Raw genomic sequence first — 14626 nt, 5'->3', positions numbered from 1 at the left:
CAGTCCCAGCGAACCTGAACAGCTTCGGAGCGCTCCGCTCACTTCCGCTGGGACGACTCGATCGCCGGTTGTCCCAGCAGAACTGACCAGTTGCTGGTCAGCCCCCCTCTCGCCAATCACCTGTATCGGGAACGGACATCAGACGCCATTTCCTGCGGCCTCGCCAGGCGTCGGCACGCCATGCAACCGGCCAGCCGGGGGCTCCCTCCTCGGTCGGGCAGGCGCAGCCGACCGCGGACCGTGTCGGGGGGCCAGGCTCGCCGAAGGCGACCGCGGAGCGGCTCGGCCTGGCGGCCCGGCGCGGGCTGTGGTCCCCTCCGGGTGTCCGGCCGAGGAGGGAACCCCCGGCCCCACCACCCCGCCCCCACCCACGCACAGCAAGATCAAAAGACCCCCCGGCCCCCTCCGAGGGAGGGCCGGGGGGTGCGGGGGGCAGCGCCCCCCGCGTCACCACAAGGCGGCCTGCACCGCGCCCGGCCCGTGGTCCCGGGCGGGTGCCGCGGCTGGTACGGGATCGGGCACGGGCCTCGCCGTCGGCCGGGCCGGAGCGGGGTCCTTGGAGCAGTCGCACCGGCACCACCACACGCACGGCTCGCCGCCGGGCCGCAGGATGAGCTTCGCGACGCACCGCCCCTCCTGGTTGTGCACCCAGTCGGTGTTGTCGTCGACGTCCGGGCCGCCTTTCTGCCGGTGCACGCACAGGTCACACCGCCCTGACAGGCAGTTCCAGCAGGTTCCCCGTTCGCACGTCGACCACCGGTGGAAGCCGTGCGGGTACTTGCGGTCGATCTCCCGGAAGTGGTCGGGCCACACGTGCTCGCGCACCCACGCGCCCGCCTCCTCCGGCATCGGCGACGCGTTGGGCAACGGGTCGATGAGGCCCATGATCAGGGCGCCCTGGAAGTTCAGCGCGGCCGTGTCCCGTACCCTCTCGCGCTCCTCCGGCGTGAGGCTGCGCTGGGGACGCCGGATGACTGTGCGAAGGCCTCCCTCGTGCCGTTCGCGGGTGGCGCGCGGTGCGAACAGGCGCCGCAGCAGGGGCTGATCGGCGCGCACTGCGGCCGCCGCCGGCGCCTCCTCGGTCCGGGGCTCGGCGGCCGGGCGGGGCGTCTCGGCGGCGGGGCGGAGTCCACTGCCGGGGCAGTCGTCGGCCGCGGCGCGGGCGGGCTTGTGGGGGGCGAGGACACTGGACACGGCGGCCTTGTGCAGTCCGCAGCAGGGGCACCGGACTGTGTCCTCCCCTGCGGCGGGGGCGGGGGTCGGGACGCCGGGGCAGTAGCCGCCCTCGTCCTCCCACTGCTCGGCCGCTTCGCGCTCGGCGCGCATCTCCTGCTCGACGAGCGTCACCGGCCGCCGGTACAGCCGCAGCGCGCTGAGGTCCAGCGGCGGCAGACGGCGCGCGGCGGCCTTCTTGTCGTCCATGCGCTTGTGCCGCTTGGCGACCCGGGCGAAGCGGGCCTCGTACGCCGTCTTCTCGCTCTCGTACAGGCCCGCCGGGTGCAGCCGCGCAAGCTCCAGGGCGACCTGGCCCATCGGGGTGGGCACGAGGACCTGGGCGCCGTCGGCCGCGCGGACCGCGGCGAGGAACCGCGCGTCGCGCAGGGCCTGCGTCCGCTCCCGGCTGACCTTGCGGCCGCCGTTCCACACGCCGTGCTCGGCGGCCTGCCGCGCCTGCCCGCCGCGCCAGTACAGGCGGCCGGTCTCGGCGGCCTCCATCACCCGCACGTGCCCGGCGGTCCAGCCCAGTTCGTGCACGTGCTGTTCGGCGGAGAAGCGGTTCATGGACGCCTGGCGGCGGTTGTCGCTGTCCATGCCGGTGGCCGCCCGCTCGTCGGCCTCCCGCCGGGCCTCCTCACGACGCCGGGCGCTCTCCTGTTCGGCGCACTCCTCGGCCGTGAGCTGACGCTCCAGCGCGGCCCGCAGAGCGGTGGCCGTCACCTCGACTCCGGCCGCCTCCTGGGCGCGTGCGGCGTGGTCGACGGCCCCGCGGGCGCAGTAGTGCAGCGCACCGTCCGGCATCTCCGAGTCGGCCGCGTACTGCTCCGCCCGGGCGGCGCACCCCTCGGCCTCGACGGCCTCCCGGTGGGCCGCGTGCATGACCTCCTCCAGGCGTGCGGTGCTGCCGGAGCGGCTGCGGCACACGGCGTTCATCGCCTCGTCCGCCGCCGCGACGGCGAGTTCGGCGGCCTGGCGGGCCACCTGGAGACAGGCCTGCGGGGTCGGCTCCCCCGCCTCGGTCTCGATCATGTCCTGTGGTCCTTATCGCTGAGGTCTTCGGTGGGCGTCGGTCCGGGATTCCCGCCCCGTTCCAACACTGCTAATTCAATCAAGTTTTAACGTGTATGTCAAGGTGAAAGCACAGCTCAGAGCGGTTGTCCGTTCCCAGTGGAAGTGACCGAGTCCCGCTCGATCTGCTCGGCGAACAGCGCGGGTCTCGCTGGTTCTGGTCCGGCGAGTGGGCTCATGCCCCGTACATACGGATATCGCCGTGGTCTACGTCCCGCCGGATCTGCTCAGTCCCAGCGAACCTGAACAGCTTCGGAGCGCTCCGCTCACTTCCGCTGGGACGACTCGATCGCCGGTTGTCCCAGCAGAACTGACCAATTGCTGGTCAGCCCCCCTCTCGCCAATCACCTGTATCGGGAACGGACAGCGGTTTTCCGGCTCCTTTCCGGAGACACCGGCGGCCGGTGTCTACCCGGCCGGGGGTGGTGCTGGCCAAGCGCGTGGCCGCCGTAGGTCAGGCCTGCTTGCGGGCCTCGGTGACAATCCGCTTCCAGGTGCTGAGGCCTCCGCCGTGGCGTTCGGCGAGGGCGGCGGCCGTCTCCCCCGCCTTCCGGCCGGGCTCGGCGGCCAGGGCCTCGACGGCGAGCGCCACCCGGGGGTCGGGCCCCGCCGCCGGCCTGCGGCCGCCGGTCCCGGCCCGGGGCGCGGAGTCGGCGTAGGCCCACAGTTGGCGCCGGGTGCGGTACTCGCGGACGCGGCCGCTCTCCAGTCCCTCGGTGCGCACGGGAGCGGGCCAGCCCGGCGGCGGGTTGTCGCGGTAGTGGGTGATCGCGCTGACGTCGATGCCGAGCACCCGGGCCTGGTCCGCCGGGGGAAGTTCCTCGTCGGGGTTGCCGCTGCGGTCAACGCCGCTGCGCCGCTGCTGGTAGTCGGCGAACCAGCGCTCCCACTCCTCCAGGTCCCAGTACAGGGTGCGGCCGTCCTTGTGGGCGGGCGGGTGCCCGTTAGTCTCGCGGGCCGCCCACAGGTTGCGCAGGGTGGCGTCCTTGTAGCCGCTGCGCTCGATCAGGTCGGCCCGGCTGGCGTGCGGCCGGCCGTCGATGGTCTTCACGGGTATTGCTCCTTGGTGTGGTCGGGACGCGTCTACCATGTTGGCGTGTCCGGTTGATGGGTCTGTTGAGGGCCTTCGGTGGCCGGACCGCCGGCCCGGCGGGATTCCCAATGCATTGCCCCGCCGGGCCGCTCGACGTCTGGCCCTGGGCCGTCAGCTGCGGGCGCGCTCGATGATCTCGCGCAGGGTGATGGACTTCTTGAACGGGCGGCCCATCTCCTCCTCGGCCCTGGCGTACTCGTCGAACAGCTCAGGGTTGAGCTGGGCGGACCGGACCAGGTCATCGGTGTGTGCCAGGGGGCAGGCGCGGCAGCTCAGGCGCCGCATGCCCCGGTCGTAGGCCTCGTGGTGCTCGATGCCGTTCTCCCGGTGGATCTCCCACACCTGCTCGGTGGTGAGCTGGTGGATTGGGAGCCACGTCGTCACCACCCGCAGCGTGCCCTTGCCGCTCATCCGGTGCCGCTCCACCACCGGTTTGGACGCGCGGGCCGCAGACTCCTCGGCCCGCATGCCCAGCGCGTACCCGGCCCGATACGGGCGCCCGAGCGCCAGGCTGCCGCCGACTTCGTCGGCGAAGTCCCGTCCCGTGACGGTCTTGGTGTCGCTCGTGCAGTAACGCGCGAAGTGGCCGGGCCAGTTGCCGTGGGCCAGGATCCGGTCCCACAGTGACGGCCACCGCTGGCTGCGGCGGACAGCGAACGGAACACCGTACTGCTCGGCGTGGGCGCGGGCGACTTCGAGCGCGCCGGGCCACTCCACCAGGTGCCCCTTCGTCGTGCGGCCCAGATCGCAGTGCAGCACGCGGACCTTGTGCAGCTGGCCCGCCTTGTCGGCCTGCGTGCACACCTCGTGCACCAGGGCCCCAGAGTCCTTGCCGCCACTGTCGCCGACCACCACGAAATCGTGGGCGTCCCAGTCGAATCCAGCCGTCGGCGCGGCCGGCGTGGTGGCCGGCGCGGGGAACAGTTCCATCTGCGCGGCGCACCCGGTCCCGCACGGCGGGGTGGAGGGTTTCCTATTGGTCACGGTCGTCTCCCAAGTTGAGGTGTTCGGTGTGCTCGGGCCGGGGCCGGGCGGAGGGAGCGGGATTCCCGCCCCGCTCCCTCCGCCCGCTGTCCGGCCGGTGGTGCTGCTCAGCGCCGGGCCGCAGCCAGCCAGTCAGCGATGAACGCGGCGGCCGCCGCGGACTCGGCGGCGCACCGGACTCTGGTCCGGCCCGGCAGCCACACGGGGGCGGACTACTGCTGGCGCTGGTAGGCGGGGATCAGCTCGCGGACCTTCTCCTCGCCAACGCATCCGCCGGTGTGCCGGTGGGTGCTGGGCAGCTCTCCGTTGCGGCCGCGCTGGTGCGACCAGTACCGCGGGCCCTGCCAGCCGCACAACTGGCACTCCTGCCACCAGGGGTTGTCACTGCCGGGGAAGCCGGTGTAGGGCGTCCAGCGGTGCACGGCCAGCGCGGCCAGCGCCTTCGTCGCCGCCTCGATGTTGCGGGGGGTCTGCGGCATCCGCGGGTGCAGCAGGGACACCGGGCCGTCGAGCGTGGGCACGGCGGCGGTCACGGCGGCCAGCGACACGGGCGTGATGCGCCCGGTCGCGTACTCGTCGACCACGTGGGCGGCCGCCTGGTCGACGCCGCGGCGGCCCTTCTCGGGACGGCCGATGTTGCGCTCGCCCTCGCTGGTGAGGGTGATCCAGTCGCGGTGCCAGCGGAACACGGCACCGAGCACGGTGTCCTTGCCGACGAGGACGGGGTAGCGGCGCTCCCAGTCCGGCGTACCGAGCCGGTACGACAGGGTCGCGGTGTTCATGCGGGTGGACCTTTCGTTGAGGTTGATCGGTGTCGAACGGTCGAGCCGGTGACGCGGGCGGGGATTCCCGCCCCGCCCGCGTCACCGGCGGCGGCCGCAGATCAGCGGTGGCAGGCCGGGGCGCCGTAGGCCATGCACCCGTGCCGCAGGTGGGTCATGAACTCCAGGTACTCCTCGCACATGCGGGGCGTCCACGGCGTCAGCGGGGAGATCGGGAGGTAGGTGCACCGCTCGGGGCGCTCCTGGGCGGCCCACGCGTCCGTGTAGTCGGCGTACAGCTCGCCGTCGCTGCCGCCGTCCGCGGTGCGGATCGCGACCCACCCGCGGCCGCCGTGCTCCAGGTGGGTGTCAATCACCTCGCCCATGCGGGCGGCGGCGTTGAACAGCGCGTATTCGCGGCGGGCGAGGTAGGCGGCGTGCGCGTGGCTGACGGCGGTGTAGGTCAGCACGCTCAGCGACTCCCCGGCGTCCAGGCACGAGCCGGTCAGCTCGTCCCACTGGAGCTGCCGCTCCGCCGGGTGGTCGGCCTGGCGCTCGACGTGCACCACGCGCCGCTGGGGGAGCCGGTCTTCGCGGCGGTGCTCGGCCCAGTTGGTGTACGCATCGCGGTCGTCGACGATCACGAGGTAGACGGCAGGGCTCTTGGTGAGATCCACGCGGGCGGCGGGGGGGTGGCCGGTGGTGGTCATGGCGTGACCTTTCGTTCGTTGAGATTGATCGGTGTGGGCCCGGGGGCCTGGCGCCGGAACGGGATTCCCGCCCTCGCTCCGACACTGCTAATTCAATCAAGTTTCCGGCTCAAGGTCAAGCCGAAATAGCAGATCAGGCGACCTTTTCGTCCGGCGTCGGCACGCCGCACGACCACCTCGGTCGGGGGGCTCCCTCCTCGGTCGGGCAGGCGTCAGCCGACCGCGGGCCGTGTCGGGGTGCCGGGCTCGCCGAAGGCGACCGCGGAGCGGCTCGGCCTGGCGGCCCGGCGCGGGCTGTGGTCCCCTCCGGGGTGCCCGATCGGGGAGGGAGCTCCCCGACCGCCCACCCCAGCCCCACCCACTCACCGCAAGATCAATTCCGGCCCCCCGCCCCCTCCGAGAGAGGGCCGGGGGGTGTGGGGGGCAGCGCCCCCCACATCACCACCGACGGCGGAGACCCGGCCGGAACGGCGCACCCCCGCCCCGTTGTGCCGGGACGACGGGGCGGGGGTGCGGGTACGGGAGTTGTTGGGTCGACACAACGGCGTCAGTCAGTCGCCGTGGTCCTCGCGCCACTCCTTTTGCAGTGTAGGATCTCGCGCTTCGTGTCGGATGACGCCTCTGTGACCTGCGGCTTCTCGTGGTGTCTCACGCCGTGGCCAGCCGTCCCGTCTCACGACCGTGTCCGAATCCTCGGGGCGGCCGCCAATGGGCGAGGCTCCGACCTGCGGAGTCTCGCGAGCGGCCGCCGCTTGGCCATCGTTCGTGAGATTCGGCCACGGAGTCTGAGATCCCACAAGCAGGTCAGAAGCCTGTACCGAGGTTGCGGGCGCGAGCATAATGGCCTTGGAACGCGACGGTGACGGTGCCCGTCGGGCCCTGTCTGTTCTTCCCGATGATCAAGTCCATCTCGCCTGCCCGCTCGTGCTCCTTGTCGTATGCGTCGGGCCGGTGCAGCAGGATCACGGCGTTGGCGTCGGCTTCGATCGAGCCGGACTCGCGCAGGTCGGCCATCATCGGCTTCTTGTCCTCGCGCTTTTCGACCTCGCGGTTCAGCTGAGCTGCCGCGATGACGATGACGCCGAACTCGGCGCCCAATTCCTTGAGCCCGCGGGAGATCTCGTCCACCTCGCCGGTGCGGTTCTGCCCGCGCTTGCCGGATGCCTTCATGATCTGGAGGTAGTCCACGATCAGCACGGCCGGAAGCCTGTCCTGGGCCTGGAGCCAGCGCAGCCGCGAACGCAGCTGCACGACCGTGGCGGCCGGGCCGTCGTCCACGACCATCGGCGCCCCGCCGATACGCAGGGCGGCGTCGTGGATGCGCTTGCGGTCATCGTTCTCGTAGTGGCGGTCCTTGACCCGGTGGAGCGGGACACGGGCCTCGGCTGCGATGATCCGCTCCATCAGCTGGGGGCGGCTCATCTCCATGGACGACACCAGCGCCGTCATGCGGTGCTCGATCGCCACATGCCGGGCGATGTCGAGCAGCACCACGGACTTACCGATCGCCGGGCGGGCCGCGACCACCACCAGGTCGCCGGGCTCCATCGGAAGCATGGCCTGGAGGTCGGTGTACGGCAGCGGCAGGCGGGTGGGCGGCGGCGCATCCATGCTGACGAGGTAGTCCTCCAGCATGTCGTCCACCCACTGCACCCGTTCCTGCCCGGCGCCGGCGGTGAGCTGAACCGCCGACTGCATCTCAGCCTGCGCGGCGTTAACGATTTCGGAGACTTCGCCGTCGGCCGCATAGCCCAGCTGCGCGATCCGGGTGCCTGCTTCGACCAGGCGGCGCAGCTGGGCCCGCTCCTTCACGATCCCGGCGTAGTACACCGCGTTCGCCGCCGTCGGCACCGTCTGCACCAGGGTGTGCAGGTAGGGGGCTCCGCCGGCGCGGTCAAGGTCACCGGTCTTGGTCAGGTAGTCGGCGACCGTGATCGGGTCGACCGGCTCACCCTTGCCGTACATGGCCATGATCGCGCTGTGGATCGCGCCGTGTGCCGGACGGTAGTACGCCGTGCTGTCGATCCCCGTCTCGTTGACCTCGCCGATCGCGTCCTTCGACAGCAGCATGCCGCCGAGTACGCACTGCTCGGCTTCCAGGTCCTGCGGCGGGACACGCTCGAACGCTGCGGCTTTCGGTGCCTCGTCGAACAGTGAGGCGCCGCCGTCCTCGATGCCACCGGGCTGGGTGGGTACGCTCATGGGTGAATCCCTTCTCATCTGGTGATTCGAGTGGTGGCAGGGGCCTTACCAGGGGTTCCCCTGCCACCTTCTTGCTGCGGAGGGGCTTAGGTCAGCACCGGCGTCTTGCCGTAGCTGGGGTGACACTCGCACTTGACCAACCGACCGTCGTCCGTTTCGCGCAGACGGTGGCCAGGCTGTGCGGGTTCCATCCCGTCGTTGCACTTCCCGCACCACGGCGGTAGCGCGGGGCGCTGGCTGGGCACCGAGGTCTGCGGCGGGATGAACCGCTCCAGGTGGCGGGGCAGGCTGTACCAGTTGGCCCGTCTGCCCATGTCGGCGGCCGCGGCGATCAGGTGCTCCACGTCGATACCGTCGGCGAGCAGCTGGGCAGCGTCGCGGACCATCGCCACCCGCCCTCGGGCCGGGACACCGTGGCCGTGCCGCTGACGAGCCGCGATCCAGGCCTCCGCCACTCGCACGTCGTCGTGGGTGTCCGGTTCCTCGGCGGCAGCCGAGGGGGCGGTGCCGTTCTCCGGCGAAGCCGAAGTCTCCTCTCCTCTTCCCGTCTCAGCCTTAGCCGTGACGGAAGGGTCCGTTGGGGCACCTGGTGCGGAAGAGGGAGAGGCTTCTTCGAGAGAGCTTCTTAGAGGGTGATCGTTTTCGCTGGTCAGGGGGAGATCCGTTCCAGTTTTCTGGTCTGGCGTTCCAGTTTTCTGGTCTGGCGTTCCAGTTTTCTGGAATGCGGGGTCCTCGTCAGCCGTGACCTGCGGCGTTCCAGTTTTCTGGAACGGCTGCCCGTCGTCGTCGACCAGCCGCACCCGGGCCTGGACCTGCCCATTGGGGAGTGTCTCGGTCTCGGTGAGGTGGGTGGGCGGCTGTGGCGGGTTCTCCCGCCAGTCGGGCCGGTAGGCGTCGAGCTTGTCCCAGGCGTTGCGCCAGCCAGTGTGGACGGCGTCGGGCGGTAGGTCGTTGACGGTGAAGCCCCGGACGATGCCCTTGGCGGCCCGCTCCTTGCCCTTGAGCTTGGCGATGCCCGCGACTTCCACCGTGTCCTTGGGGACGACCAGGTTAAGCTTTTCCAGTGCCTTCAAGACCTCGTACATGGCCGAGACGCTCATGGGCTTGTCATTCGGGCCGGGCAGCAGCCAGCACAGTTGGTCGATCGTCATGCGGCGCATGCCGCTCCGCGGCCGGCGGGAGGCCTCGACCATCATCGACCGCAGCAGGCTGTAGAGCCGGTACGCGGTGTGGGTCATCCCCGGCATCAGCATCACGTAGTCGCGAACCTGGGTGTACGACCAGTAGTCGGTGATGGTGCCGGAGAACTCGAACAGTTCGTCGCCGTCCGGCGCGGCGGCAGCGGCCAAGGTCTTCTGTGGGCGTTTCACAGCGCCACCGCCTTGGCGGCGGAGCTCGCGGCGGTCGCGACCGAGAGGTTCGGCGCCGCGACGCTGTGTGTCGTCGGGTGGATCTGGAACATTTTCCGGGTTCTCCCCTGGGGGTTTGGGGAGTCGCAGACCGGCAAGTGACGGAAAAGAGACGCGTGACCTGGGGCACGCTGCTGCGTGCGGGCCGCTGCTCGCTTTATCCTGGGGTGGTGACCTCGGGCCTGGCAGGGCTCGGGCACCGGCGTCACGCCGACCTACGACTCAAGCTGTGGAGGCGGGAGTCGAAGCAAGATGGCCGTTTCTGCTGGCAGGCAGGGCGGCCATCGCTTTTTCACGGGGCGGGGCCAGGCACGGAGCTCGCTATGTCTCTGGTGAGTGAGTCGAAGACCGTGCGGCGAAACTTCTGCAAGCGGCACGCAAGGATCCCGCCTTGTCGCTGCCCCTCTGGAGAACGCGTTCCCGGCGAGCCGGGGCGAAGCGGCATCGGGTTGAGCACTGCGGCTGGCAGCTGAGAGCCAGGCAGGGGGAGCATGTACGGGGTGGACTTCACGCTTGCGCCTCTCGGTTCCGTGGGCTTCACCGCGCGGACGCGGTTACTCGGATTGTCGCGGCGTAGATCGTAGCGATCAGCAGCCGCGACCGGCAGGTCCGAAAGCCTGCTGTTACACAGGCCGCATTCTCTCTCTTTGGCGTGATCTACGGGTACATCCCTCACTCCGGAGTGTCGTTTGGCACACCGAGGCACGTTCGCCCTGCTCGTTGCAGCTCCTCTGGCTGGACTGACGGGCGCCCGTCCTGCCCAGACTGCATGGCGGAGATCACGGTTCCCGGATTGCCGTCGTAGACGAGGTGGGGCTCGTCTTCACCTGGAGGAACGAAGCGAGTGGCGAAGCGTCGCAAGTCTTCCTCACTGAAGTAGATCGCGTTCGGGTCAGTGTGGAAGTTTCGGTTCCGTTCGCGGATTCGAGACCATCGCACGTCATGCGGCACAGGCAGGTGCACCAGCATCGGAACGCCTCCGGCAGAGAGGATGATCGTCCGCCACTCTGCGCGTTCGGCTGGAGTCCAGAACCCGTGATCGAAGACGACGTCCTTGCCGCTGGACAGGGTGTTGCGAAGATCGACGGCCAAGTCATCCAAAATGGGACGTTCCCTGACACGGAACTGGCCGCGGGGGAAATCGACGCCGTATCGGCCGTGCCTGCGGAACATCTCCTCATCTGGGCAGAGCCGAACCATTCCATGGGCGGCGAGGGCCTGGGCAAGCTGAGTTTTGCCGGAACCGGGCATGGCAGCCATCAGGACGCAGTGGGGAGCGCGTGTGGTCGGCTGCTTGGTGGCCAGGCAGTCATCTGCTGTGTTCATCTCAGGTCGTCTCACAGAATCGTCTCCGACGTCTCCACCCGTGTTCGGCCGGGAGCGCCGAGGTCCACGCCGTACTCCAGCGGACGCTGGTTGGCGTCGAGGAACTTCGCCGAGAGGACCAGAATGGCGGCAACCGTGGAAGACTCCAGGCCGAGAAGCTGGAGGTCTTCCTTGGTAGCGATCCTGGCCGAGGTTTCGTCCATGCGGATCGCGACTTGACGGCCGGTCTCTCGGGCGATCAGGTCGAGCGAGGTGCCGCCTTGCAGTCGCTCGCCACGCACTAGCTCAGGGAGCATCTGAGCGAATTCACCTGGAATCCATGAGGTGGAGTGCGCGACGATGCCATGCCTGTCCCGGTAGACCCGGGTTCTGCGGATCACCTTGTCGCCGGGATGAAGACCCAGAGCGCTCGCCACCTCTTTTGGCGCAGCGACGACAGCCGCAGTGTGCGAGTCGGATCGTTCGCCGGCTCCCCACGAGGAGCCGGTGTGGTGCCCCCGTTCCAAACGTTGTGTCCCTGAGGACAGCGAGACAGGCTGGCCGATCACCTCAGTGCCGACGCCATGAATCCCTCTGACGAGGCCTTCGCTGCGTAGTTGCCCGACGGCTTTCTCTGCCGTCGCGTTGCTGACCTCCCACTCCCGGGCGAGGGACTTGATGCTCGGCAGCAGCTTCCCCGGCCCCAGCTCCCCGGACGCGATCAGATCGCGGTAGTGACCCGCGATGCGGATGTACGGCGGGCGGTTGTCGGCCCTGTCTGCCATCTCACTCCCTCACTCCTCCGTCTGGTTCTCACTGTACCGCTTGACATCCTAGGGTGCCCTAGGATTCCCTGGGTCTACAACGCCGGGTGAGACGAGGAACACGCGCGGCGAAGAACATGCCAAAGCTGCACCGGCTGGGCCGTTGACCGAGCCTTGAGACGAATGGAGATCCCTGTGTCTGCCCTCTCGCTGGCAAAACCGTCCCCGGTTGACCCGATGGAGATGCTGGCCACTGCGTATGAGAGCTACCAGGACCGGCTGCTGGCGTACGTCGCCGACCGGGTGCCGGCCTACCACTGGTCCGAGGTCGAAGACTTGGCGCAGGACACCTGGGAGTACGCTCTCGCGCACGCCAACCTCGCCGTCACCGGCACTGAGGAGTCGGGGCTGCCGACGTGGCTCGCAGCCACCGCACGGACGGTGATCCGCCGCCACCTCACCCCGTCCGTCCCTGAGTACGGCACTGACTGGGCCGCGCTCGCCCAGGCCCTCGGACCCGCGCACACCTGGCCCGCCCGCTGGCACCAGGTCCTCGCCAGCCAGGGCCAGGCCGCGCTCCTGCGCCTAGCAGCCACCGAGCTGGCCGACGACGGCCGCGCCTCCGCCATCCCGGCCGTGCTCGTGGCCTGACCCTCCCGCTTCCCTTCTGCGCGCCTGGCTCTGCCTGGCCCCCACGTACCGCTCCGCACCACCGGCGGGACGTGGAGGCCAGGGACCGGCCAGGACCGGACCCCACCGAGATCAACCGCCCGGCGACTCCTGAATACCGGCCCAATGCCGCAGGAGCCGACCGGAAGCGGCCGCTCTTTGAGACACACCCATAAAAGGCCCCGGGCCGGAACCCGGGAGGTCACGCAGGGACACCAGAGACCCCTGGACCTACGCACCCCCGGGTCACAGCGAGGGGTGTCGGCGAACCGCCGTCACGGGCGGAGCACAGCAAGAACTGGGAACGACATGGCTGGCTTCTTGGCCGCCTTCGACGACCTTCGGCACACCGGATCGGTGTCGGAGCGAGGGGCCCATGTGCACGACCGGCGGGAACCTTGGGCTCCCGCAAAAGCCCAGGCAGGCGCGGTGGCAGAGACCGCGTCACGCAGTCCTGTACTGCACGTCGCCACCAACTCCATCCGCTGCTTCTACGGCTGTGGTGGGTGGTGGCGCGCGTGGGGCTCAGGACGCCCCGCACCAACCAATAGGTGCGCCGCCCAGGGGGCCTAAGCCCTGGGCGGCGCGGCACAGGCACCAATCGAAGGGACTACCTGTGACCGTCATCCTGACACGCGGCCCCGCCCGCCCGCAGGCGGGCCTCATCCAGGACCTGGAGCACGAGGACAACCATCGACGGCTGGGCGCCGAACTGCTGCGCCGGGTCCGTGAGGCCGACGTCCGCATCCCGGCCGAGCGGCGTGCCCCGCGCACGGTCGCCCAGATGCGGGCCCGCCTCGCCGCGGCCGCCGACGACGCGTGCCCGCTGTGCGGCTGGTGGCGGTGCCGCTGCACCGACCAGGCCGTCTCGGAGGGCGCCCGATGACCAGCATCCGCCGCTCGCTGCACCGCATCGTGACCCTCGGCTGGAAGTGCTGGATCTGCGGCACCGTCGTCGACGACTCCCTCACCCGCTGCCCGATCCAGCACTGAAAGGGGGAACGCCCGCATGCCCAAGCCCAAGTTGCCGATGCGGCCGACTCCGCACGAGCGGGACGGCCGCGGTGAACAGCCGACCCCGGCCCGCCCGCACCCCTCCGCTGTCCCGGAGTTCTGATCTCCGGCATAGCCGCCGCCCGCGCCGCTCAGCAGTACGCGGCGCGGGCGGCAGCCCGTTACGGCACCCGGCACCCGCTGGCCCGCGCGCTGCTGGCGGCCGCCGCCACGGCGGCCGCCAGAGCGTGGGAGGCCGGCCACCGGGTGCGCGACCTCCACCCATCACCCACCACCCAGAAGGGAATCCATGGCTGAGTCCACCGCGCCGCCGGTGCGGATCACGTCCTTCGGCTACGGCCACTGCCGGGGCGGCCTCCGTATCCCCCGCGCCCACCTGGTGCTGGACCTGCGGACGCACTTCCGTGACCCTCACGTGGCCCCCGAGCTGCGGCACATGACCGCACGGGACCAGGAGGTGCGCGACGCGGTGCTGTCCACGCCCGGCATCTCCGAACTGGTGGAGGCGACGGCCGCGGCCGTGCGCGCCTACCAGGCCGGGCCGACCACTGAGCTGGTCACCGTCGCGGTCGGCTGCACCGGCGGCCGGCACCGCGCCCCGACCGTGGCGCTGGCTGTTGCTCGCGCGCTGCGGCTCGCCCACGACTGGCAGGCCGTGACCGTCATCGACCGCGATATCGAGCGGTCCGTCATCGCCCGCTGATCGGTTGCCCAGGCCCCGCCCGCCACCCCTGCGGTGCCGGGCGGGGGTGGGGAGCCGGGACAGCCCCGGCCCATCCGCACCGACCCGAGGAGAACACCATGACGGTTCAGACCGACACCACCACCCTGCCGACCGCCGAGGAGATCGCCGCCAGTCTCGACTGGCGCGGCCGATCCGGCGAGGTCGTGCCCGGCGCCGACGCCGCGCACCACCTGGAGGCCGTCCGGTCGCTGCTGGACAAGCGCGGCTGGAGCCGCACCGTCGGCTCCGGCTCCGACGAGGAGGAGACCGAGGACGGCACCCACCCGCTGGCGGGCGCCGACGAGTCCTGGACGGTCAAGCGCCTGCTGCTGGGCCTGATCCGCGCCGTGGTCGAGGAGATGTCCTGGACCCCGGCCCCGCCGACCCTGAACGGGGCGCTGGACGCGGTCAGCCGCACCGCCGACGGCGACGCCGACACCGAGACCGTGGCCGGCCGCTGCATCGAGGCGGTCCTGCGGCTGCGGACCGGCGCCCGCTACCCGAGCCTGATCGCCTGGTCCGGCAAGCGCGGCCGCACCTACGAGGAGATCTGCGAGGTGCTGACCGAGGCCGCGGCCTTCGCCCGCACCCACGGCCCCGCCGTGGCCTGACCTGCTGCCCGTCCCTGCCCGGCACCCCGCAGCGCCGGGCAGGGACGGGAACTGCAACAGCCCGACACCTGTTCGAGTGAGCCCAGGAGCGGCC

At 70.6% G+C, this 14626-nt stretch carries 13 protein-coding genes; 4 read left to right on the top strand and 9 right to left on the bottom strand.

All coding sequences use genetic code 11. The features are described 5' to 3' along the window. Positions 1–447: 447 nt before the first annotated feature. The 9 genes from CUT44_RS14405 to CUT44_RS14365 all read right to left on the bottom strand — a co-directional run bounded on the left by CUT44_RS14405 (position 448) and on the right by CUT44_RS14365 (position 11535). Entirely contained in the window at positions 448–2247 is a 1800-nt protein-coding gene (locus CUT44_RS14405) for a DUF6248 family natural product biosynthesis protein (RefSeq protein WP_100202370.1), read from the bottom strand. 493 nt (positions 2248–2740) lie between these two features. Continuing rightward, on the bottom strand, positions 2741–3337 hold the full coding sequence (locus CUT44_RS14400) for a hypothetical protein (protein WP_100202369.1): 597 nt from the start codon (positions 3335–3337) through the stop codon (positions 2741–2743). A 153-nt stretch (positions 3338–3490) separates the two neighbouring features. Beyond that, positions 3491–4363: a phosphoadenosine phosphosulfate reductase family protein gene (locus CUT44_RS14395; RefSeq protein ID WP_146252232.1), complete on the bottom strand. Its 873-nt coding sequence runs from the start codon at positions 4361–4363 to the stop codon at positions 3491–3493. 212 nt (positions 4364–4575) lie between these two features. Next, positions 4576–5145 (bottom strand): hypothetical protein, encoded by a 570-nt coding sequence (locus CUT44_RS14390; RefSeq protein WP_100202367.1) that lies wholly within the window; start codon positions 5143–5145, stop codon positions 4576–4578. A gap of 101 nt (positions 5146–5246) precedes the next feature. Then, positions 5247–5834: a hypothetical protein gene (locus CUT44_RS14385; RefSeq protein ID WP_100202366.1), complete on the bottom strand. Its 588-nt coding sequence runs from the start codon at positions 5832–5834 to the stop codon at positions 5247–5249. Positions 5835–6638: 804 nt separating this feature from the next. Continuing rightward, positions 6639–8036 (bottom strand): replicative DNA helicase, encoded by a 1398-nt coding sequence (gene dnaB, locus CUT44_RS14380; RefSeq protein WP_158239613.1) that lies wholly within the window; start codon positions 8034–8036, stop codon positions 6639–6641. Positions 8037–8122: 86 nt separating this feature from the next. Beyond that, positions 8123–9406, bottom strand: coding sequence for a hypothetical protein (locus tag CUT44_RS14375; RefSeq protein WP_100202364.1), 1284 nt, complete (start codon positions 9404–9406; stop codon positions 8123–8125). Positions 9407–10117: 711 nt separating this feature from the next. Then, positions 10118–10771 (bottom strand): AAA family ATPase, encoded by a 654-nt coding sequence (locus CUT44_RS14370; RefSeq protein WP_100202363.1) that lies wholly within the window; start codon positions 10769–10771, stop codon positions 10118–10120. An 11-nt stretch (positions 10772–10782) separates the two neighbouring features. Then, positions 10783–11535, bottom strand: a complete 753-nt coding sequence (locus tag CUT44_RS14365; protein WP_100202362.1) for a GntR family transcriptional regulator — start codon at positions 11533–11535, stop codon at positions 10783–10785. 222 nt (positions 11536–11757) lie between these two features. Here CUT44_RS14365 and CUT44_RS14360 point away from each other — a divergent pair, with 222 nt between their 5' ends. The 4 genes from CUT44_RS14360 (at position 11758) to CUT44_RS14340 (ending at position 14532) form a co-directional block, all read left to right on the top strand. Next, the gene (locus tag CUT44_RS14360) at positions 11758–12165 is read left to right on the top strand and encodes a sigma-70 RNA polymerase sigma factor region 4 domain-containing protein (protein WP_146252231.1); all 408 of its coding nucleotides are present in this window, start codon (positions 11758–11760) and stop codon (positions 12163–12165) included. Positions 12166–12799: 634 nt separating this feature from the next. Next, on the top strand, positions 12800–13069 hold the full coding sequence (locus CUT44_RS14355) for a hypothetical protein (RefSeq protein WP_100202360.1): 270 nt from the start codon (positions 12800–12802) through the stop codon (positions 13067–13069). A 417-nt stretch (positions 13070–13486) separates the two neighbouring features. Continuing rightward, positions 13487–13900 carry a RapZ C-terminal domain-containing protein gene (locus CUT44_RS14345; protein WP_100202359.1) on the top strand — a complete coding sequence of 138 codons (414 nt, stop codon included), beginning with the start codon at positions 13487–13489 and terminating at the stop codon, positions 13898–13900. A gap of 98 nt (positions 13901–13998) precedes the next feature. Beyond that, the gene (locus CUT44_RS14340) at positions 13999–14532 is read left to right on the top strand and encodes a DUF6197 family protein (RefSeq protein ID WP_100202358.1); all 534 of its coding nucleotides are present in this window, start codon (positions 13999–14001) and stop codon (positions 14530–14532) included. Positions 14533–14626 lie beyond the last annotated feature (94 nt).

This window comes from Streptomyces carminius (assembly GCF_002794255.1).
In the GTDB taxonomy this organism is placed as follows: Bacteria; Actinomycetota; Actinomycetes; order Streptomycetales; family Streptomycetaceae; genus Streptomyces; species Streptomyces carminius.
This window is presented reverse-complemented; position numbering and strand designations above follow the sequence as displayed.

Coding starts and splice junctions, on each gene's coding strand:
- CUT44_RS14370 (WP_100202363.1), bottom strand. CDS start 10,771: ATGAACACAGCAGATGACTGCCTGGCCACCAAGCAGCCGACCACACGC.
- CUT44_RS14365 (WP_100202362.1), bottom strand. CDS start 11,535: ATGGCAGACAGGGCCGACAACCGCCCGCCGTACATCCGCATCGCGGGT.
- CUT44_RS14360 (WP_146252231.1), top strand. CDS start 11,758: ATGCTGGCCACTGCGTATGAGAGCTACCAGGACCGGCTGCTGGCGTAC.
- CUT44_RS14390 (WP_100202367.1), bottom strand. CDS start 5,145: ATGAACACCGCGACCCTGTCGTACCGGCTCGGTACGCCGGACTGGGAG.
- dnaB (WP_158239613.1), bottom strand. CDS start 8,036: ATGAGCGTACCCACCCAGCCCGGTGGCATCGAGGACGGCGGCGCCTCA.
- CUT44_RS14405 (WP_100202370.1), bottom strand. CDS start 2,247: ATGATCGAGACCGAGGCGGGGGAGCCGACCCCGCAGGCCTGTCTCCAG.
- CUT44_RS14340 (WP_100202358.1), top strand. CDS start 13,999: ATGACGGTTCAGACCGACACCACCACCCTGCCGACCGCCGAGGAGATC.
- CUT44_RS14385 (WP_100202366.1), bottom strand. CDS start 5,834: ATGACCACCACCGGCCACCCCCCCGCCGCCCGCGTGGATCTCACCAAG.
- CUT44_RS14345 (WP_100202359.1), top strand. CDS start 13,487: ATGGCTGAGTCCACCGCGCCGCCGGTGCGGATCACGTCCTTCGGCTAC.